General features: G+C 54.8%; 17 protein-coding genes. 12 read left to right on the forward strand and 5 right to left on the reverse strand.

Translation table 11 applies throughout. From position 1 onward, the window contains the following. Together malF and malE are read right to left on the reverse strand one after the other, a co-directional pair. Nucleotides 1-1,543 (reverse strand): maltose ABC transporter permease MalF (gene malF / locus JTI98_RS06770; RefSeq protein WP_216082070.1); only part of this gene is annotated, 1,543 nt, incomplete at its 3' end. A 79-nt stretch (nucleotides 1,544-1,622) separates the two neighbouring features. Next, on the reverse strand, nucleotides 1,623-2,813 hold the full coding sequence (gene malE / locus JTI98_RS06775) for a maltose/maltodextrin ABC transporter substrate-binding protein MalE (protein ID WP_042999028.1): 1,191 nt from the start codon (nucleotides 2,811-2,813) through the stop codon (nucleotides 1,623-1,625). A 369-nt stretch (nucleotides 2,814-3,182) separates the two neighbouring features. Here malE and malK point away from each other — a divergent pair, with 369 nt between their 5' ends. The 5 genes from malK to ubiA all read left to right on the forward strand — a co-directional run bounded on the left by malK (nucleotide 3,183) and on the right by ubiA (nucleotide 8,306). After that, entirely contained in the window at nucleotides 3,183-4,292 is a 1,110-nt protein-coding gene (gene malK, locus JTI98_RS06780; RefSeq protein ID WP_042321056.1) for a maltose/maltodextrin ABC transporter ATP-binding protein MalK, read from the forward strand. A gap of 74 nt (nucleotides 4,293-4,366) precedes the next feature. Further along, nucleotides 4,367-5,692, forward strand: coding sequence for a maltoporin (locus tag JTI98_RS06785; RefSeq protein WP_042999029.1), 1,326 nt, complete (start codon nucleotides 4,367-4,369; stop codon nucleotides 5,690-5,692). A gap of 107 nt (nucleotides 5,693-5,799) precedes the next feature. Beyond that, nucleotides 5,800-6,744, forward strand: coding sequence for a maltose operon protein MalM (malM, locus tag JTI98_RS06790; protein WP_104445928.1), 945 nt, complete (start codon nucleotides 5,800-5,802; stop codon nucleotides 6,742-6,744). Between the two features lie 179 nt (nucleotides 6,745-6,923). Continuing rightward, nucleotides 6,924-7,421, forward strand: coding sequence for a chorismate lyase (ubiC, locus tag JTI98_RS06795; protein WP_042999031.1), 498 nt, complete (start codon nucleotides 6,924-6,926; stop codon nucleotides 7,419-7,421). A 12-nt stretch (nucleotides 7,422-7,433) separates the two neighbouring features. Further along, nucleotides 7,434-8,306, forward strand: coding sequence for a 4-hydroxybenzoate octaprenyltransferase (ubiA, locus tag JTI98_RS06800; protein WP_044253361.1), 873 nt, complete (start codon nucleotides 7,434-7,436; stop codon nucleotides 8,304-8,306). A gap of 130 nt (nucleotides 8,307-8,436) precedes the next feature. Here ubiA and plsB read toward each other — a convergent pair whose 3' ends face one another. Further along, entirely contained in the window at nucleotides 8,437-10,857 is a 2,421-nt protein-coding gene (gene plsB, locus JTI98_RS06805) for a glycerol-3-phosphate 1-O-acyltransferase PlsB (RefSeq protein WP_042999033.1), read from the reverse strand. Nucleotides 10,858-11,027: 170 nt separating this feature from the next. On the opposite strand from plsB, the gene JTI98_RS06810 reads away from it, so the two are divergent. The 4 genes from JTI98_RS06810 to JTI98_RS06825 all read left to right on the forward strand — a co-directional run bounded on the left by JTI98_RS06810 (nucleotide 11,028) and on the right by JTI98_RS06825 (nucleotide 13,878). Continuing rightward, entirely contained in the window at nucleotides 11,028-11,396 is a 369-nt protein-coding gene (locus tag JTI98_RS06810; protein ID WP_042999034.1) for a diacylglycerol kinase, read from the forward strand. Nucleotides 11,397-11,518: 122 nt separating this feature from the next. Further along, entirely contained in the window at nucleotides 11,519-12,127 is a 609-nt protein-coding gene (gene lexA, locus JTI98_RS06815; RefSeq protein ID WP_042321072.1) for a transcriptional repressor LexA, read from the forward strand. 85 nt (nucleotides 12,128-12,212) lie between these two features. After that, nucleotides 12,213-13,538, forward strand: a complete 1,326-nt coding sequence (gene dinF, locus JTI98_RS06820) for an MATE family efflux transporter DinF (RefSeq protein WP_216082071.1) — start codon at nucleotides 12,213-12,215, stop codon at nucleotides 13,536-13,538. A 130-nt stretch (nucleotides 13,539-13,668) separates the two neighbouring features. After that, nucleotides 13,669-13,878 carry a CsbD family protein gene (locus JTI98_RS06825; RefSeq protein WP_043001802.1) on the forward strand — a complete coding sequence of 70 codons (210 nt, stop codon included), beginning with the start codon at nucleotides 13,669-13,671 and terminating at the stop codon, nucleotides 13,876-13,878. A gap of 77 nt (nucleotides 13,879-13,955) precedes the next feature. Here the strand turns inward: JTI98_RS06825 and zur are convergent, their stop codons facing one another. Then, entirely contained in the window at nucleotides 13,956-14,471 is a 516-nt protein-coding gene (zur, locus tag JTI98_RS06830; RefSeq protein ID WP_042321076.1) for a zinc uptake transcriptional repressor Zur, read from the reverse strand. Nucleotides 14,472-14,752: 281 nt separating this feature from the next. On the opposite strand from zur, the gene traF reads away from it, so the two are divergent. The 3 genes from traF (at nucleotide 14,753) to pspG (ending at nucleotide 17,519) form a co-directional block, all read left to right on the forward strand. Further along, nucleotides 14,753-16,063, forward strand: a complete 1,311-nt coding sequence (gene traF / locus JTI98_RS06835) for a conjugal transfer protein TraF (protein ID WP_216082072.1) — start codon at nucleotides 14,753-14,755, stop codon at nucleotides 16,061-16,063. 84 nt (nucleotides 16,064-16,147) lie between these two features. Next, nucleotides 16,148-17,143 carry a tRNA dihydrouridine(20/20a) synthase DusA gene (gene dusA / locus JTI98_RS06840; RefSeq protein WP_046401382.1) on the forward strand — a complete coding sequence of 332 codons (996 nt, stop codon included), beginning with the start codon at nucleotides 16,148-16,150 and terminating at the stop codon, nucleotides 17,141-17,143. Between the two features lie 133 nt (nucleotides 17,144-17,276). Next, nucleotides 17,277-17,519, forward strand: coding sequence for an envelope stress response protein PspG (gene pspG, locus JTI98_RS06845; RefSeq protein ID WP_044257370.1), 243 nt, complete (start codon nucleotides 17,277-17,279; stop codon nucleotides 17,517-17,519). A gap of 179 nt (nucleotides 17,520-17,698) precedes the next feature. On the opposite strand, the gene JTI98_RS06850 is transcribed toward pspG, so the two are convergent. After that, nucleotides 17,699-18,682 (reverse strand): quinone oxidoreductase, encoded by a 984-nt coding sequence (locus tag JTI98_RS06850; protein ID WP_044328615.1) that lies wholly within the window; start codon nucleotides 18,680-18,682, stop codon nucleotides 17,699-17,701. Nucleotides 18,683-18,693 lie beyond the last annotated feature (11 nt).

Below are 18,693 nucleotides of genomic sequence, written 5' to 3' on the forward strand. Positions count from 1 at the left end.
AGTCAAATTTCATGCGTGTGGCTTTCAGGTTCACAATCGCCAGGGCGCCGACCAGCAGGAAGATCAGCGTGGCGATTGCCGCCGCCAGACCAAAGTCCTGACCGCCGCCGCCTTCAAAGGCGATGCGATAGGTATAGCTCACTAACAGGTCGGTATACCCGGCTGGCGTGGTCGTTCCGAGGCGATCCGGACCGCCGTTGGTTAACAGTTGAATCAGCACGAAGTTGTTAAAGTTAAAAGCGAAGCTGGCGATCATCAGCGGCGTCAGCGGCTTGATCAGCAGCGGGAGCGTAATCTTAAAGAAGTTCTGGAACGGGCCTGCGCCATCCATTGCCGAGGCTTCGTACAGGTCGTCCGGAATCGCTTTCAGCAAGCCCATGCACAGGATCATCATGTACGGATAACCGAGCCAGGTGTTGACGATAATAATCATCGAACGGGCAGTGGTCGGATCGCTGAACCACGCCGGTTTGATGCCAAACAGCGCGCTCAGCATCATGTTGATTTCACCAAAGCTCTGGTTGAACAGCCCTTTGAAAATCAGAATTGAGATAAACGACGGCACGGCGTACGGCAGGATCAGCAGGACGCGGTAAATGGCCTTACCTTTCAGCGATTCCCACTGCACCAGACACGCCAGCACCATCCCCACAGCGACGGTCAGAATCACGGTCAGCACTGAGAAAACCACCGTCCACACGAAGATGGCGAAGAATGGCTTCTGGATCCCTTCGTCCGTAAAGACGCGGGTAAAGTTATCCCAGCCGATGGTTACGGTGTAGCCTGGACTCAGCTTTTCATCACCCCAGTTGCCGTCCGCATTGATGGACTGGTAATAGCCGATGTCGTTATTGGGACGGTATTTCACGCCGCTCTGGTTGTTGGTCAACATGCCGTCCTCAGCGAGGGTGTACAGCGGCTGCGTACCGGAGAACTGGCGCAGCGAGCTCATGATCACTTTGCTGCCATCGGGCATCACGGCGGTAATCTGATTCAGCGCCTGGCGATTCTGGGTGATGATGCGCAGCGTTGCACGTTCACCGGTTGGCAGGGCGTCTGTCTCTTTCAGCGCCAGCTTTTGTTCGCCACCAAATTTAAAGGCGTCGGAGAGGTAATTCTTTCCGGTTTCGCCGTCGGTGAGGGCCAGTTGCCACTCTTCACCGGCAGGATACAGCCCGAAGTTAAAGGATTTACCCGCCTGATAAGAGCGGTCCATCAGCACCTCTTGGGCGCGTTCGAAAGTGAGCTGGTTGGTGCTGCTGTAGTTGGTAAAGGCAATGGCGATGGTGCAAATCAGCGGAAACAGGACAAACAGTCCCATACCAGCCATGCCAGGGTAAACGTAGCGCCAGGCGTAGGTCTTACGGTTGGCAAAAATGTACAGGCCAGCAGAGCTTAAAATCAGCGTCATGATGGCGAACAGGTACTCCCCCTGTGCATACATTAAAACAACAAGGTAACCCACCAGCAGGCCCAACAGACCTATCACTGACCATTTCAGCGTGTCGCTTTGCCACCAATGTTTCTTTTTAATGACATCCATGGGGATCTTCCTCTACAACGGTGAAATCTTGTCGTGAATGTGCCTGATAAGCGCAGCGCCATCAGGCACATCGACAGCATTACTTGGTGATACGGCCCTGCGCGTCTTTCAGTGCTGCGTCAACGGTCTGACGACCACTGGCGGCGTTGATGACTGCCGTACGAACCGCGTACCAGAACGCAGACATCTGCGGGATGTTCGGCATGATTTCGCCTTTCTGGGCGTTATCCATGGTGGCGGCGATACGTGGGTCTTTCGCTAATTGATCCTGATAGGATTTCAGCGCCACGGCGCCCAGCGGTTTGTCCTTGTTCACTTCTTCCAGACCCTGATCGGTCAGCAGGTAGTTTTCCAGGAACTCTTTTGCCAGTTCTTTATTCGGGCTGGCGGCGTTAATACCGGCACTCAGCACGCCGACGAACGGTTTAGACGGTTTGCCTTTGAAGGTTGGCAGCAGGGTGACGCCGTAGTTCACTTTGCTCTTATCGATGTTCGTCCATGCCCACGGACCGTTGATGGTCATCGCCGTATCGCCTTTGTTAAAGGCCGCTTCGGCGATGGAGTAGTCGGTGTCGGCGTTCATGTGTTTGTTCTTGATGAGGTCAACCAGGAAGCCCAGACCCGCTTTCGCGCCTGCGCTGTCGACGCCCACGTCTTTCACGTCGTACGTGCCGTTTTCAAACTTGAATGCGTAACCGCCGTCGGCAGCAATCAGCGGCCAGGTGAAGTACGGCTCTTGCAGGTTGAACATCAGCGCGCTCTTACCTTTCGCCTTCAGCTCTTTATCCAGTGCCGGAATTTCTTCCCAGGTCTTCGGCGGGTTTGCCACCAGGTCTTTGTTGTAAATCAGCGACAGCGCTTCAACCGCGATCGGATAGGCGATCAGTTTGCCGTTGTAACGCACGGCATCCCAGGTGAACGGATAGAGTTTGTCCTGGAACGCTTTATCCGGCGTGATTTCAGCCAGCAGGCCAGACTGTGCGTAACCGCCAAAACGATCGTGCGCCCAGAAAATGATGTCCGGACCGTCACCGGTTGCCGCGACCTGCGGGAATTTCTCTTCCAGCTTGTCCGGGTGCTCGATGGTCACTTTGATACCGGTGTCTTTCTCGAATTTTTTACCCACTTCGGCCAGGCCGTTATAGCCTTTGTCGCCGTTAATCCAGATAACCAGTTTACCTTCTTCAATTTTGGCCAGAGCCGGTGCGGAAATCATCATTGCTGCGAGGGCGGACAATGCGAAAACGCGTGCGCCAGTCTTGATCTTCATATCTGCCATCCTTTTGGTGATGTGCTCGTGGTAAGACTTCAGTGGTTCAACGTGACTCAGTCTCCTTATTTGACATCCTCTTTCCATCCTCCTTACCCCTACGCCCCACCCGCTCTTTATGTGATCTGTGTTGCAGAAATATGAGTAATGCGTACTGGCGCACATAAAAACAGACTCATTTTTGCGGGGGACATCACGAAATTACGCGATGTCCCCCGGCCAGGGTCTCAGACTTCCTTCCCTCATCCTCCCGACTCCTCCCCCATAAAAAAGCTGGGGGGTGGAGGATTCACGCTCGCAGTGAATCCCGCATAGTCGGGCCATCATGAATGTTGCTGTCAATGACAGGTTGTAACGAAGGGAGAAGGCATGGCGAGCGTACAGCTGCGAAATGTAACGAAAGCCTGGGGTGATGTGGTGGTATCGAAAGATATCAATCTCGACATTCACGAAGGGGAATTCGTGGTGTTTGTTGGACCGTCAGGCTGCGGCAAATCGACCCTGCTCCGTATGATTGCCGGACTTGAAACGATTACCAGCGGAGACCTCTACATTGGGGAAACCCGCATGAACGATATCCCACCTGCAGAGCGTGGCGTCGGTATGGTCTTCCAGTCCTACGCGCTCTACCCCCATTTATCCGTTGCCGAAAATATGTCGTTTGGCCTGAAACTGGCGGGCGCGAAAAAAGAGGTAATGAATCAGCGCGTTAACCAGGTTGCCGAAGTGCTGCAACTGGCGCATCTGCTGGAGCGTAAACCGAAAGCCCTTTCAGGGGGACAGCGCCAGCGCGTGGCGATTGGCCGAACGCTGGTGGCGGAACCGCGTGTGTTCCTGCTCGATGAACCCCTCTCCAACCTTGATGCCGCGCTGCGCGTGCAGATGCGTATCGAAATCTCCCGTCTGCATAAACGCCTGGGTCGCACGATGATCTACGTCACCCACGATCAGGTCGAAGCGATGACGCTGGCCGACAAAATCGTGGTGCTGGATGCCGGTCGCGTCGCGCAGATTGGCAAGCCGCTGGAACTGTATCACTACCCGGCAGACCGCTTCGTCGCGGGTTTTATTGGTTCACCGAAGATGAACTTCCTGCCGGTGAAAGTCACTGCAACCGCCATCGACCAGGTGCAAGTGGAACTGCCGAACCGTCAGCACGTCTGGCTACCGGTCGACAGCCGTGATGTGCAGGTCGGCGTAAATATGTCGTTAGGTATTCGTCCGGAGCATCTGCTGCCCAGTGATATCGCCGATGTCACGCTGGAAGGCGAGGTTCAGGTCGTCGAACAGCTTGGTCACGAAACACAGATTCATATTCAGATCCCCGCCATTCGTCAAAACCTGGTGTACCGCCAGAACGACGTGGTGTTGGTAGAAGAGGGCGCCACATTCGCTATTGGCCTGCCGCCAGAGCGTTGTCATCTGTTCCGTGAAGATGGCACCGCATGTCGTCGGTTGCATAAAGAGCCCGGTGTTTAAGGTGTCCCATTAAAAAAAAGCGCAAAACCCTACGGTGAAGCGTGCAAAGAAAAGCAATGATCTCAGGAGATAGAATGATGATTACTCTGCGCAAACTCCCCCTGGCGGTTGCCGTCGCAGCAGGCATTATGTCTGTTCAGGCAATGGCAGTGGATTTCCATGGTTATGCTCGTTCCGGTATCGGCTGGACGGGTAGTGGCGGCGAACAACAATGTTTCCAGGCAACCGGTGCTCAAAGTAAATACCGTCTTGGCAACGAATGTGAAACATACGCGGAACTTAAACTGGGCCAGGAAGTCTGGAAAGAGGGCGATAAGAGCTTCTATTTTGACACCAACGTTGCCTACTCCGTGGCACAGCAGAATGACTGGGAAGCCACCGACCCGGCATTCCGTGAAGCGAACGTACAGGGTAAAAACCTGATCGACTGGCTGCCTGGCTCCACCATCTGGGCAGGTAAGCGCTTCTATCAGCGTCATGACGTTCACATGATCGACTTCTACTACTGGGATATTTCAGGTCCTGGCGCCGGTATCGAAAATATCGATCTGGGCTTCGGTAAACTGTCTCTGGCCGCCACCCGTTCTCAGGAAGCCGGCGGCTCTTACATCTTCAGCAGCAATGATATCTATGACCGTTACAAAGACACGGCGAACGACGTTTTCGACGTGCGTTTAGCCGGTCTGGAAACGAACCCGGACGGCGTGCTGGAACTGGGTGTTGACTACGGTCGTGCGAACAAAACTGACGGTTACAGCTATGCCGACGGTGCCACTAAAGACGGCTGGATGTTCACCGCTGAACACACGCAAAGCATGCTGAAAGGCTACAACAAGTTTGTCGTTCAGTACGCTACCGACGCAATGACGACTCAGGGTAAAGGGATCCCGCAAGGCTCCTTCACGGGTAACAACTACAACCCAGATACGGAAATTGGCGTCGTTAACAACGAAATCAACAACAACGGTAGTCTGGTGCGTATCCTCGACCACGGTGCTATCTCTCTGGGCGACCGTTGGGACCTGATGTACGTCGGTATGTATCAGGATATCGACCGTGACGATAACAACGGTTCAACCTGGTACACCGTCGGTGTGCGTCCGATGTTCAAATGGACACCGATCATGAGCACCCTGATGGAAATCGGCTACGACAACGTGAAGTCTCAGCGTACCGACGACACCAACAACCAGTACAAAATTACCCTGGCGCAACAGTGGCAGGCTGGCGACAGCATCTGGTCCCGCCCGGCTATTCGTGTCTTCGCGACCTACGCGAAGTGGGATGAGAAATGGGGTTACGACAACGGCATCGCCTACAGCGATACCAGCGCGCGCACCTACAGCCGTGGCGACAACGATGAGTGGTCCTTCGGTGCTCAGATGGAAATCTGGTGGTAATCCGGCACTAACCTGACGTAGCGAGGGGCGTAAGCCCCTCTGTTTCTCGCGGTTTAGCGCGCTATTGCCTGGCCACCGCTGAACCCACGCTTTCTGAGGTGATAACAATGAAAATGAAGAAAAGTCTCGTCGCCCTTTGTTTATCCGCAGGGTTAGTTGCCAGTGCGCCGGGCATCAGCCTGGCTGACGTGAATTACGTTCCACAGAATACCAGCGCCGCACCGACGATTCCGACGGCGGCACTCCAGCAGTTAACCTGGACGCCGGTTGACCAGTCCAACACGCAAACTACACAGCTTTCGACCGGCGGTCAGCGTCTTGATGTCGCGGGCATCTCCGGTCCGGTTGCCGCTTACAGCGTACCGGCGAACATCGGGGAGCTAAACATAACGCTCACCAGCGAAGTGAACAAACAAACCAGCGTCTTCGCGCCCAACGTCCTGATTCTCGATCAGAACATGACGCCTTCTGCGTTCTTCCCCAGCAGCTATTTCACCTACCAGGAACCGGGCGTGATGAGCGCGGATCGTCTGGAAGGGGTGATGCGCCTGACGCCAGCGCTGGGCCAGCAGAAGCTTTATGTTCTGGTCTTTACGACCGAGAAAGATCTCCAGCAGACCACCAAACTGCTCGATCCAGCGAAAGCCTACGCCAAAGGCGTGGGTAACTCGGTGCCGGATATTCCGGATCCGATCGCCCGCCATACCACCGACGGTCTGCTGAAGCTGAAAGTGAAAACCAGCAGCAGTTCCAGCGTGCTGGTGGGGCCATTGTTTGGTTCTTCCGGCCCGGGTCCGGTGACGGTGGGCAATACCGCTGCACCTGCGCCAACCTATGCTGCACCTGCTTCCGCGCCGGTGGTTGCACCTGCGCCCGCGAAGAAAAGCGAGCCGATGTTGAACGACACCGAAAGCTACTTTAACAAAGCGATTAAAGACGCCGTCGCGAAAGGTGACGTTGATAAAGCGCTGAAACTGCTTGATGAAGCTGAACGTCTGGGATCAACATCTGCCCGTTCCACCTTTATCAGCAGTGTAAAAGGCAAGGGGTAATTTCTCCCCACATTGCTGATTTGCAACAACTGGTGCGTCAACTGGCGCACCTTTTTTTTAGCATTTCCTGCGACTTGTTACGTTTCTGTTGCGTAACAGATCACTTAATTATGTTTCCATCTTCCGTAAGCGCTTTTCTGCGATACAATGCCTTTCAGTTATGAAACGGAGAGTCAGGCATGTCACACCCCGCGTTAACGCAACTGCGTGCGCTGCGCTATTTTGAAGAGATTCCCGCCCTGGATCCAGAACAGCTCGACTGGCTGCTACTGGAAGATTCCATGACAAAACGTTTTGAACAACAGGGAAAACGGGTCACTGTGACCCTGATCAGGGAGGGATTTGTCGGTCAAAATGAGGTGGTGGAAGAGCTGACGCGACTGCCAAAAGAATCCCGCTACTGGCTGCGTGAAATCCTGCTCTGTGCCGATGATGAACCCTGGCTGGCTGGACGCACCGTGGTGCCTGAATCCACGCTGTCCGGCCCCGAACTGGCCTTACAACACTTAGGCAAAACCCCGCTGGGGCGTTATCTGTTTACATCATCGACGTTGACCCGAGATTTTATTGAGATTGGTTGTGATGCCGGGCTGTGGGGACGTCGTTCCCGCCTGCGACTGAGCGGTAAGCCGCTAATGCTGACCGAACTGTTTTTACCTGCATCGCCGTTGTACTAAGAGGAAAATAAAATGGAGTGGAGTCTGACGCAAAATAAGCTGCTGGCGTTTCACCGCTTGATGCGTACGGATAAGCCCATCGGCGCCTTACTGCTGCTCTGGCCGACGCTATGGGCTCTGTGGGTAGCGACCCCTGGCGTCCCTCAAGGGTGGATCCTGGCGGTGTTTGTCGCCGGGGTCTGGCTGATGCGTGCCGCCGGATGCGTGGTTAATGACTATGCCGATCGAAAATTTGACGGACACGTAAAACGCACGGCGAACCGCCCACTGCCCAGCGGCGCGGTGACGGAAAAAGAGGCCCGGACGCTGTTTGTGGTGCTGGTACTGCTCGCTTTTCTGTTGGTATTAACGCTCAACACCATGACCATATTGCTGTCGGTTGCAGCACTGGCGCTGGCGTGGGTCTATCCGTTTATGAAGCGCTACACCCACCTGCCGCAGGTGGTGCTGGGGGCGGCGTTTGGCTGGTCGATCCCGATGGCCTTCGCGGCGGTGAGTGAGTCGGTACCCTTGAGCTGCTGGCTGATGTTCCTGGCCAATATCTTGTGGGCGGTGGCCTACGACACGCAGTACGCGATGGTTGACCGCGATGACGATCTGAAAATCGGCATTAAATCGACGGCCATTCTGTTTGGCGAACATGACAAGCTGATTATCGGTATCTTGCAGGTGGCGGTGCTGGCGCTGATGGCGCTGATTGGCTGGCTGAACGGTCTGGGGCTGGGTTATTACTGGTCTGTGCTGGTCGCGGGCGCGCTGTTTGTTTATCAACAGAAACTGATTGCCAACCGCGAACGCGAGGCCTGCTTTAAAGCATTCATGAACAATAACTACGTCGGGCTGGTGTTGTTTATCGGTCTGGCAATGAGCTACTGGCACTTATAAAGCATCTTGCCCGGTGGCGCTGCGCTTATCGGGCCTACCAAACCGTAAGCCGATGTAGGCCGGATCAGGCGGAACGCCGCCATCCGGCAATCTAACATAAAAAAGCCGGTCATCTTGACCGGCTTTTTCTTTACTCGCTCTGCGTCGCGCTCTCGATGGTGAGGCGTACATCCGACGTGATGAGTTCCGCCAACATCTGATACACCTTCATCGTTTCGCCCGGCTCCGCATCGCCGGTATCGCTGATGTAACCCTCGTCACGCAGAGTCAGCACCAGTGAGCTGAACACCGCCTTGTCGAAGAATTCCGGCGCGTTAATACCGTGCAGCACGGACAGACGCTGCGCCACGGTGCGGCTTTCTTTCTCCAGCGTCCCGCGGTTGATCGACGGGTTAGCGCTCAGCAGCCAGAAGGTGATGGCATAACGCTGCAGCGTTTCGCGCGCACCCGCGGCCAGCAGTTGCAGCGTACGGGAATGAGCCGGATTGATATGCAGTTCATCATCCTGAACGGTAATCAGCCCCTGACGCTGCATTTCAGCCGTCAGCGCGTCAATCACGTCTGCCAGCTCATCGCGCTCCCAGCGCAGGAACAGCTCGGCTTTCAGCATCGGGTAGAGCACGTCAACGTGTTGCAGCAACGCTTCGCGGGAAATATGACGATGCTGGGTGACGATCGCCGCCATCAGTGACGGTAGCACCAGCATATGCGCGATGTTATTGCGATAGTAGGTCATCAGCACCGCCTGCTCGCGCGGCAGAATGATGATATCGCCAATGGTATCCTTCTCGACTTCGAATTTGTTCATCTGCAACGCGTGATCGATAAGATCGCTGGCGTTGACAGACGGCACGGTCGAATCAGAGGAATACGGCACGTTGCGCATCAGATCCAGGTAACAGTTGAGCTGCTCGGTCAATTGTTCGCGGGTCAGCGAACGCTGGCGAGACGCTAATAGCGCGGTGCAGCACAGGTTCATGGCGTTCGCCGCACCCGCATTGTTAATACGCACCATCAGCTCCGCCGCAATCCCGTTTACCGTCGGCGTCAGCCAGGCTGGACGCACGGCTTCGATCGGATCGATAGACTCGCGCCACTCCGGCACGTGGTGATTCAGGTAGGTCATCAATGGCATTGGCTCGCCAAAGTTGACGTAGCCCTGACCGAGATTACGCAGCTTGCTCAGGCCACGCAGCATCTGCGGCAGGCTCTCTTTCTCTTTGGTCGCGCCGCGCAGCTCTTTGGCATAGGTTCCTACTTCCATCACGTGCTCGTAACCGATGTAAATCGGCACCAGAGTGATCGGACGGGTGCCGCCGCGCAGCATCGCCTGGATGGTCATCGACAGCGTGCCGGTTTTTGGGTCCAGCAAACGGCCGGTACGGGAACGACCACCTTCGACAAAGTATTCAACCGAGTAGCCGCGGCTGAACAGTTCGCCCAGATACTCACGGAAAACCGTGGAATAGAGCTTATTGCCCTTAAAGGTACGACGAATAAAGAACGCGCCCAGGCGGCGGAAGATCGGGCCTGCCGGCCAGAAGTTCAGGTTGATACCTGCAGCGATGTGCGGCGGCACCAGCCCCTGGTGATAGAGCACGTAGGAGAGCAGCAGGTAGTCCATGTGGCTGCGGTGGCAGGGAACATAAACAATTTCGTGCCCGTCGTGCGCCAGTTGGCGAACGCGTTCTGCGTTGTGAACGTTAATCCCCTGATACAGCCGGTTCCAGGTGAAGCCCAGAATACGGTCGGTCAGGCGAATCATCTCGTAAGAGAAGTTGGCGGCGATCTCTTCCATCAGCGCAATGGCGTTTTGCTGCGCCTTTTCATGGGAGATTTTCTTGCTGCGCGCTTCGTCTTCTACCGCGCGGGCAATCGCTTTGGAGGCCAGCAGCTTGTTGAAGAGATCCTGACGCGCAGGTAGACGCGGCCCCACCGCGGCAAGGCGCTGACGGGCGAAGTGCATACGCGCCACGCGAGCCAGTTTCTGCGCAATGGTTTTATCCGTGCCGTGCTCATCGGCCATTCGGCGCAGAGAGACGGAAGGCGAGAAGCGGACAAAGCTGTCGCGGCCAAGCCAGGAGACGGCAAAGAATTTCTGAATGCCGTTAAGCATGCGCAGCGGCGGGTTAACCTCGCCCTTTTCACGACCCGGAGAACGTCCAAACATCACCGACACCGGCACCATTTGGACATCCAGATCCGGATTGCTGCGATGCAGGTCGAGATAGTTATGGAACAGCTTGATGGATTCTTCTTTCGGCGTGTAATAGGTGAAGACACGCGGTCCGCCGTGAATGAACACATAGCGCGGCAACTGTGTGCCATCGATCTCCAGCGGTTCTAACGGGTCGGGGAGATCGTGCGCCAGACATTGCGCGCGCAGCGTCAGCAAGTCCGCTTTGGAGTTGTACGGTAAAACGTACATAATTGGGCGAGAGGTATCGAGTCCCAATTCCGGGGCAGGATCTGCCGGAATAGACTTGCTTTTTACCAGTACACTTAATGGTAAATTCAGGATTTTGTAGTAAATTCGTGGCCAGCCGGACATAAACGATGTAAAGCCTCTGGTTAATAATGCAATTGCGTTGCAAGGATATCAGAAAGTCATGTGAATTTCTGGTCTATCCCGTCATACTTCGCGCCGCGTTGCCCTAACTCGAATTACATGAGTTAACAAGACAATGTCATTGACGCCAATAATGCAAAAAGGTTCTTTTAATGGCTAATAATACCACTGGATTCACCCGAATTATCAAAGCTGCAGGCTATTCCTGGAAAGGTTTTCGCGCCGCGTGGATTAACGAGGCCGCGTTCCGTCAGGAAAGCGTGGCGGCGCTGCTGGCCGTGGCTATCGCCTGCTGGCTGGACGTGGATGCCATTACGCGCGTTCTGCTGATAGGCTCTGTCATGCTGGTCATGATTGTTGAAATCCTGAACAGCGCCATTGAGGCGGTAGTGGACCGTATCGGCTCTGATTATCACGAACTTTCTGGTCGCGCAAAAGATATGGGGTCGGCGGCGGTGCTGCTTTCTATCATTGTGGCGCTGATCACCTGGGGACTCCTGTTGTGGCCACATTTTCGCTAACGTTTTTCGACCCTGATTCCATAACCGGCTAAATCTGCTGTCGAATGTGTAGTTTGTGGTTCCAAAATCACCTTTAGCTGTATATACTCACAGCATAACTGTATATACACCCAGGGGGCGGAATGAAAGCGTTAACGGCCAGGCAACAAGAGGTGTTTGATCTCATTCGGGATCACATCAGCCAGACAGGTATGCCACCGACGCGTGCGGAGATCGCACAGCGTTTGGGGTTCCGTTCCCCAAACGCGGCTGAAGAACATCTGAAGGCGCTGGCACGTAAAGGGGCGATTGAAATCGTCTCCGGTGCTTCTCGCGGCATTCGACTGCTGCAGGAAGAAGAGGAAGGGTTACCGCTCATCGGTCGCGTTGCGGCGGGCGAGCCGCTGCTGGCGCAGCAGCACATTGAAGGTCATTATCAGGTCGATCCGTCTTTGTTTAAGCCGAACGCCGATTTCCTGCTGCGCGTCAGCGGAATGTCGATGAAAGACATCGGCATTATGGATGGCGATCTGCTGGCGGTACACAAAACCCAGGACGTGCGTAACGGTCAGGTGGTTGTAGCGCGTATCGACGATGAAGTGACGGTCAAGCGCCTGAAAAAACAGGGCAATAAAGTTGAACTGCTGCCCGAAAACAGCGAATTTAAACCAATCCTGGTTGACCTTCGCGAACAGAATTTTACCATCGAAGGACTGGCCGTTGGCGTCATCCGTAATGGTGAATGGCTGTAGTACTCCTGTAGGCCGGATAAGGCGTTTACGTCGTTATCCGGCACTCTCACCACTCTCGTTATGACCTCTTCTCAGGCTCGTCTCCATGCCTTTTTTTGTTTCTGCTGACAAAGCACTCTGGCGCCTCGCCTTACCGATGATTTTCTCCAATATCACCGTTCCGCTGCTGGGACTGGTGGATACGGCGGTCATTGGTCACCTGGACAGCCCCGTCTATCTCGGCGGTGTGGCAGTAGGCGCAACCGCAACCAGCTTTCTGTTCATGCTACTGCTCTTCTTACGGATGAGCACCACCGGGCTGACGGCGCAGGCATTCGGCGCGAAGAATCCTCAGGCGCTGGCTAGGGCTCTGGTGCAACCGCTGATCCTGGCTTTGGGCGCAGGGACATTGATTGCTATCTTCCGCACGCCGATTATCGACCTGGCGCTACACATTGTCGGCGGCAGCGAAGCGGTGCTGGAACAGGCGAGGCGATTCCTGGCCATTCGCTGGCTGAGCGCGCCGGCGTCACTGGCGAATCTGGTTCTGCTCGGTTGGTTACTGGGCGTGCAATACGCGCGTGCGCCGGTGATCCTGCTGATTGTCGGCAATATCCTGAACATTGTGCTCGACCTCTGGCTGGTAATGGGGCTGCATATGAACGTGCAGGGGGCCGCACTGGCGACGGTGATTGCGGAATATGCGACGTTGCTGATCGGTTTGTTGATGGTGCGTAAGGTCTTGCACTTGCGGGGCATCTCTCTCGTCATGCTCAGGCAGGCCTGGCGCGGCAACTTTCGTCGCCTTCTGGCGCTCAATCGTGACATCATGCTGCGTTCGCTGCTGCTGCAACTCTGTTTTGGTGCCATTACCGTGCTGGGGGCCAGACTGGGTAGCGATATCATCGCCGTTAACGCCGTGTTGATGACGTTGCTGACGTTTACGGCCTATGCGCTGGATGGCTTTGCCTACGCCGTGGAGGCGCATTCCGGTCAGGCCTATGGCGCCCGCGATGGCAGTCAGTTGCTGGAGGTCTGGCGCGCGGCGTGCCGTCAGTCAGGTATTGTCGCACTGCTGTTCTCAGTGGTTTATCTGCTCGCGGGCGAACAGATCGTCGCGCTGCTGACATCACTTCCGCAAATCCAGCAACTGGCCGATCGCTATCTGCTCTGGCAAGTGATTTTGCCGTTGGTCGGCGTCTGGTGCTATCTGCTGGATGGTATGTTTATCGGTGCAACGCGGGCGGCTGAAATGCGTAACAGTATGGCGGTCGCGGCTGCCGGGTTTGCGCTGACCCTGCTGGCGCTCCCCGTATTGGGGAATCACGGTTTGTGGCTGGCGCTGGCGGTTTTCCTGACGCTGCGCGGACTGTCATTAGCCTGGATCTGGCGGCGCCACTGGCGGAATGGGACCTGGTTTTCGGCTTCGTGATGGTTAAAGATTCTGAATAGTGAATTGAACCCAGAATCTCTGACTACACTTAATCTCACGTCCAGCAGAAAACGAACGCAGTTGGGCGGTTTACTCTCACTATTCACAGCCTAATAAAGAGGACTTTATGATGAATAAAGACGAAGCCGGCGGTAACTGGAAACAATTTAAAGGTAAAGTGAAAGAGCAGTGGGGCAAACTGACCGATGACGATATGACAGTCATTGAAGGTAAGCGTGATCAACTGGTCGGTAAGATTCAGGAACGTTATGGTTACGAGAAAGACCAGGCGGAGAAAGAGGTCGATAGCTGGGAAAAACGCAACGACTATCGCTGGTAAGCCACCCTTATACCCGTGAGTACAAGGATGTAAGCCCCTCTGTTTGCTTCGGGCGGCATAGCATGCCGCCCACTTCCTTAACGGGGTTTCTTTTTAACCTGAATCGAATGATCGTGCTGACACTCGCCAGGGTGGCGGCAGGCTTCCACTTCCACGCAGGCTGAGCATAATCCGTGTGCTTCAATCACATTGTGGCGCAGGGCAAACCCCATCTTCGCCGCCAGCGTATGCATAATGTCTTCCACGCCCTCCGCACACTCTTCTTTCACCGCACCACAGCGGTCGCAGATAAACATCGCGGAAGTATGAGTTGGCTGATCGAACAGGTAACACAGCACATAGCTGTTGGTGGATTCAACCTTATGCACAAACCCTTGTTCAAGCAGAAAATCAAGTGCGCGATAGACCGTTGGCGGCTTGGCCTGCGGTTCTGATTCTCGCAGCAGGTCGAGCAGATCGTAAGCGCTAATTGCGCCTTCCTGAAGGCTCATCAGACGCAACACCTCAAGGCGCTGTGGGGTCAGGCGCACATTGCGTTGCGCGCACAGTTTTTCAGCTTGCGCCAGCAACTCTTGCGTTGTGGTCTTTTCCATCGGGCACCTCGGATCGCGTGGAGTAAGAAAACCCTCACTTTATCATGTTATGGGAGAAACGCCGAGATCCAGGCCGGCACGATAAATCGCCTGCTAATCTTTCCCTGTTTCGCATTCTCTTCTATACATATTGATGTCTGTCACATAATAAAAACGTTCCAGCAAGTTCTGCATGGAGCGAATAGCGTCATCTTCACCCATTTTATCACAGCAATAGTCCTACTCAGCCGCGTTGATACTGGCTGAGGCATTATTTCACCTGCAAATAAAATAGGTTTACTGTGAATAAAAATTTTAATTTTTCGGTGGTGGCAATTGCGGTCTCGTTCCTGGTTTCCCAACAGGCGAACGCGGCGAATACCTGGGCGGAAGCGCGTAACGACGCGATGGGCGGAACGGGCGTGGCGTCGGCAAATTATGGTAGCGGGGTTCTCATTAACCCGGCGTTGCTGGCGAAAGCGAAGCCTAAAGACAGCGTTACCGTGATTCTTCCGGCGGTCGGTGCACAAATCACCGACAAAGATAATCTTCAGGATGAAATTGATGAGATCAGCGACAAAATCGATTACTACGATGAGGTGGTTGATAATCTGACGCCGCAGGAAGTTTTGCTCAACCCGCGCGGCGTGTTGAATCAGTTTCAGGGCGCGGCACGCGATCTTGCCGATGAACTCGAATACCTGAAAGGGAAAACGGCACGCGCCAATGCAGGGGCGGGACTGGCGGTGAGCATTCCCAATGAGACGCTTTCCCTGGCTTTCGTGGCGAAAGGTTACGCGCATGGACGGGTCAGTTCATCCATTGATCAGGGTGATATTGACTATCTGCGCCGGATTGAGGGCAGCGATACCTATGCGCTCGTTGAAGCCGGGAAGGCGGCGATTGAAGGCTCAGATGAGATAACCAAACACCTCAACTCGACGGCATCGGGACGCGCGGCAATTGTTTCAGATTATGGTATCGCCGTTGCCCGACAGTTTGCGTTCGGCGATGTGCCGGTGTCGATTGGCGTTACGCCAAAACTGCAAAAAACCTGGCTCTACAATTACACCACCTCTATCTATAACTACGACAGCAGCGACTGGAACAGTAGTCGTTATCGTAATGATGATACTGGTTTTAACGTCGACGCCGGGATTGCGGCGGACTTTGGTGAACACTGGACGGTGGGGATCAGCGGGCAGAACCTCATTTCACGCGATCTGGATACCAAATCGATCACTATCACCCACGGCATGACGGGTGAAACGCGAAACTACAAAGACACGTACCAGATTCGCCCGCTGGTCACCGCCGGTGTGGCGTGGCAAAACGAGCTGCTGACGCTGAGTGCAGACGGTGATTTGACCGAAACCAAAGGTTTCAAAAGCGAGGAAAACTCACAGTATGTCGGTGTTGGTGCTGAAGTCCGGCCGCTCGACTGGCTGGCCGTGCGTGCCGGTTATCGTGCTGACGTGAAAGATAACGACAGCAACGTCTTTACCGGCGGCGTCGGGTTTGCCCCGTTCAATCGTGTCCATCTTGATTTGATGGGACTGTATGGCGAGGACGAAACCTGGGGCGCAGGCGCGCAGGTCAGCGTGACGTTCTGATGGGGATAACCGGAGACATTACGTCTCCGGTTTTGCCTGTGCTATAGTAGCGCCCCCAATTTACAGGATGCTCAAAAAACCACCATGTCACCAGAATCACAATCTGCCTTTCCCGCTCACCGTTTTTCCATCGCGCCTATGCTCGACTGGACGGACAGACACTGCCGCTACTTCCTGCGCTTATTGTCTCGCCAGACGCTGCTCTATACCGAGATGGTGACGACGGGGGCGATTATTCATGGCAAAGGCGATTATCTGGCATACAGCGAAGAAGAGCATCCGGTCGCTCTGCAGCTAGGCGGCAGCGATCCGGCAGCGTTGGCGCACTGCGCGAAGCTGGCTGAAGCGCGCGGCTACGACGAGATCAACCTCAACGTCGGCTGTCCGTCCGATCGTGTACAAAATGGCATGTTTGGCGCCTGTCTGATGGGCAATGCGCAATTGGTGGCAGACTGCGTGAAGGCGATGCGTGACGTGGTGTCGATTCCGGTGACCGTCAAAACCCGCATTGGTATTGACGATCAGGATAGCTATGAATTTCTTTGCGATTTTATCAATACGGTGTCTGGCCGCGGTGAGTGCGAGATGTTCATCATCCACGCCCGTAAGGCCTGGCTCTCCGGGTTAAGTCCGAAGGAAAACCGTGAAATCCCGCCGCTGGATTATCCGCGTGTATATCAACTGAAACGCGATTTCCCGCAGCTGACGATGTCCATTAATGGCGGCATTACTTCGCTGGAACAGGCGAAGGCGCATCTTGAACATATGGACGGCGTGATGGTCGGGCGCGAAGCCTATCAGAACCCTGGCATTCTGGCCGCTGTCGATCGCGAAATATTTGGCTCCTCAACTGCTGATGCCGATCCGGTTACGGTGGTGCGGGCCATGTATCCTTATATCGAACGTGAACTGAGCCAGGGCACGTATCTTGGTCATATTACGCGCCACATGCTGGGGCTGTTTCAGGGGATCCCGGGGGCGCGCCAGTGGCGTCGCTACCTGAGCGAAAACGCCCATAAAGCCGGTGCCGATGTTAATGTGCTGGAGCATGCGCTGAAGCTGGTGGCCGATAAGCGTTAGATTTTCACTAAAAAGTAGTCAATTTCACCACGCCCTGCAAAGTTTTGCGGGGCGTTTTGTTGAAAAATCAAGAAATTAAGTTTGGCATGATTTTTGTAATGGTCTGGGCAGGAATTCATTATGGGAGAGCATCATGCTGGAACTACTTTTTGTGCTTGGCTTCTTTATCATGCTGATGGTCACCGGCGTCTCGCTATTGGGCATTCTGGCCGCGCTGGTTGTTGCCGCGTTCGTGATGTTCCTTGGCGGCATGTTTGCACTGATGATCAAACTCTTGCCGTGGCTGCTGTTGGCTGTTGCGGTGGTGTGGGTGATTAAAGCGATTAAGTCGCCAAAAATCCCACAATATCAGCGCAATAACCGTTGGCGTTACTAAAGATGTGAGGGATGCGTCACAACCTGTAACTTTGGCGTCAGAACCAAATAGGAATTGACTACCAAATCTGTCAGTATTGCGCGACTAACAGATTCATCGAGCTGTACCCTACATACAGCCGAACTAAAAAAGAAAGGGCTTCCCAATGGGAAGCCCAATTTCTTTCAGGAGCAAGGGAATCAAGGGATCAGCAAACTCGAACCCTGCGTTGCCCGACTCTCCAGCACTTCATGCGCGCGCCGTGCCTCTTTCAGCGGATATTTCTGACTGTCTGGCACATCCACTTTGATCACGCCGCTGGCGATCAGCGAAAACAGTTCGTTGCTGGCTTCGGTTAACTCTTCCGCGTTGGTGATGTAGCCCTGAAGAGAAGGGCGCGTGGCGTATAGCGAACCTTTCTGATTCAGAATCCCCAGGTTCACGCCGGTCACCGGGCCTGACGCGTTGCCAAAACTGACCATCAGCCCCCGACGCTGCAGACAGTCCAGTGAGGCTTCCCAGGTATCCTTACCGACCGAGTCATACACCACGCGGACTTTTTTGCCGCCGGTTATCTCTTTAACCCGTTCGACAATGTTCTCTTCGCGATAGTTAATCACCTGCCATGCGCCGGCATCCAGCGCTCGCTGCGCCTTTTGCGCGCTGCCGACGGTGCCAATCAGTTTCGCGCCCAGCGCTTTCGCCCACTGACAGGCAATCAGCCCTACGCCGCCAGCGGCCGCATGGAACAGGAACGGTTCGTCGGGCTTGATTTCGTAAGTTTTGCGCAGCAGATAAAAAACGGTTAGTCCCTTCAGGAAAGAAGCGGCAGCCTGCTCGTAAGAGATGGCGTCAGGCAGGATAGCGGCTTTATCGGCCGGTACGTTGTGGACCGAACTGTAGGCGCCGAGTGCGGACTGCGCATACACCACGCGATCGCCTGCTTTAATATGACGGACGTCGCTGCCGACTTTGCTGACGACGCCCGCTGCTTCGGTCCCTAAACCGCTGGGCAGCGCGGGGGGCGGATAGAGCCCACTGCGGATATAGGTATCAATAAAGTTAATGCCGATCGCTTTGTTTTCGACCTGGATTTCGTTCGCCGCCGGATCGGCGGGGGTAAAGTCCACGGCCTGAAGCACGTCAGGGCCACCATGCTTGTGAAATTCAATTCGTGTTGCCATGATTTCTCCAG

This window comes from Citrobacter sp. MGH 55 (genome assembly GCF_016906145.1).
Classification (GTDB): domain Bacteria; phylum Pseudomonadota; class Gammaproteobacteria; order Enterobacterales; family Enterobacteriaceae; genus Citrobacter_A; species Citrobacter_A amalonaticus.

Coding starts and splice junctions, on each gene's coding strand:
- plsB (WP_042999033.1), bottom strand. CDS start 10,857: ATGTCCGGCTGGCCACGAATTTACTACAAAATCCTGAATTTACCATTA.
- JTI98_RS06850 (WP_044328615.1), bottom strand. CDS start 18,682: ATGGCAACACGAATTGAATTTCACAAGCATGGTGGCCCTGACGTGCTT.
- dinF (WP_216082071.1), top strand. CDS start 12,213: ATGCCTTTTTTTGTTTCTGCTGACAAAGCACTCTGGCGCCTCGCCTTA.
- lexA (WP_042321072.1), top strand. CDS start 11,519: ATGAAAGCGTTAACGGCCAGGCAACAAGAGGTGTTTGATCTCATTCGG.
- ubiA (WP_044253361.1), top strand. CDS start 7,434: ATGGAGTGGAGTCTGACGCAAAATAAGCTGCTGGCGTTTCACCGCTTG.
- zur (WP_042321076.1), bottom strand. CDS start 14,471: ATGGAAAAGACCACAACGCAAGAGTTGCTGGCGCAAGCTGAAAAACTG.
- dusA (WP_046401382.1), top strand. CDS start 16,148: ATGTCACCAGAATCACAATCTGCCTTTCCCGCTCACCGTTTTTCCATC.
- malE (WP_042999028.1), bottom strand. CDS start 2,813: ATGAAGATCAAGACTGGCGCACGCGTTTTCGCATTGTCCGCCCTCGCA.
- pspG (WP_044257370.1), top strand. CDS start 17,277: ATGCTGGAACTACTTTTTGTGCTTGGCTTCTTTATCATGCTGATGGTC.
- malK (WP_042321056.1), top strand. CDS start 3,183: ATGGCGAGCGTACAGCTGCGAAATGTAACGAAAGCCTGGGGTGATGTG.
- ubiC (WP_042999031.1), top strand. CDS start 6,924: ATGTCACACCCCGCGTTAACGCAACTGCGTGCGCTGCGCTATTTTGAA.
- JTI98_RS06810 (WP_042999034.1), top strand. CDS start 11,028: ATGGCTAATAATACCACTGGATTCACCCGAATTATCAAAGCTGCAGGC.
- JTI98_RS06825 (WP_043001802.1), top strand. CDS start 13,669: ATGAATAAAGACGAAGCCGGCGGTAACTGGAAACAATTTAAAGGTAAA.
- JTI98_RS06785 (WP_042999029.1), top strand. CDS start 4,367: ATGATGATTACTCTGCGCAAACTCCCCCTGGCGGTTGCCGTCGCAGCA.
- malM (WP_104445928.1), top strand. CDS start 5,800: ATGAAAATGAAGAAAAGTCTCGTCGCCCTTTGTTTATCCGCAGGGTTA.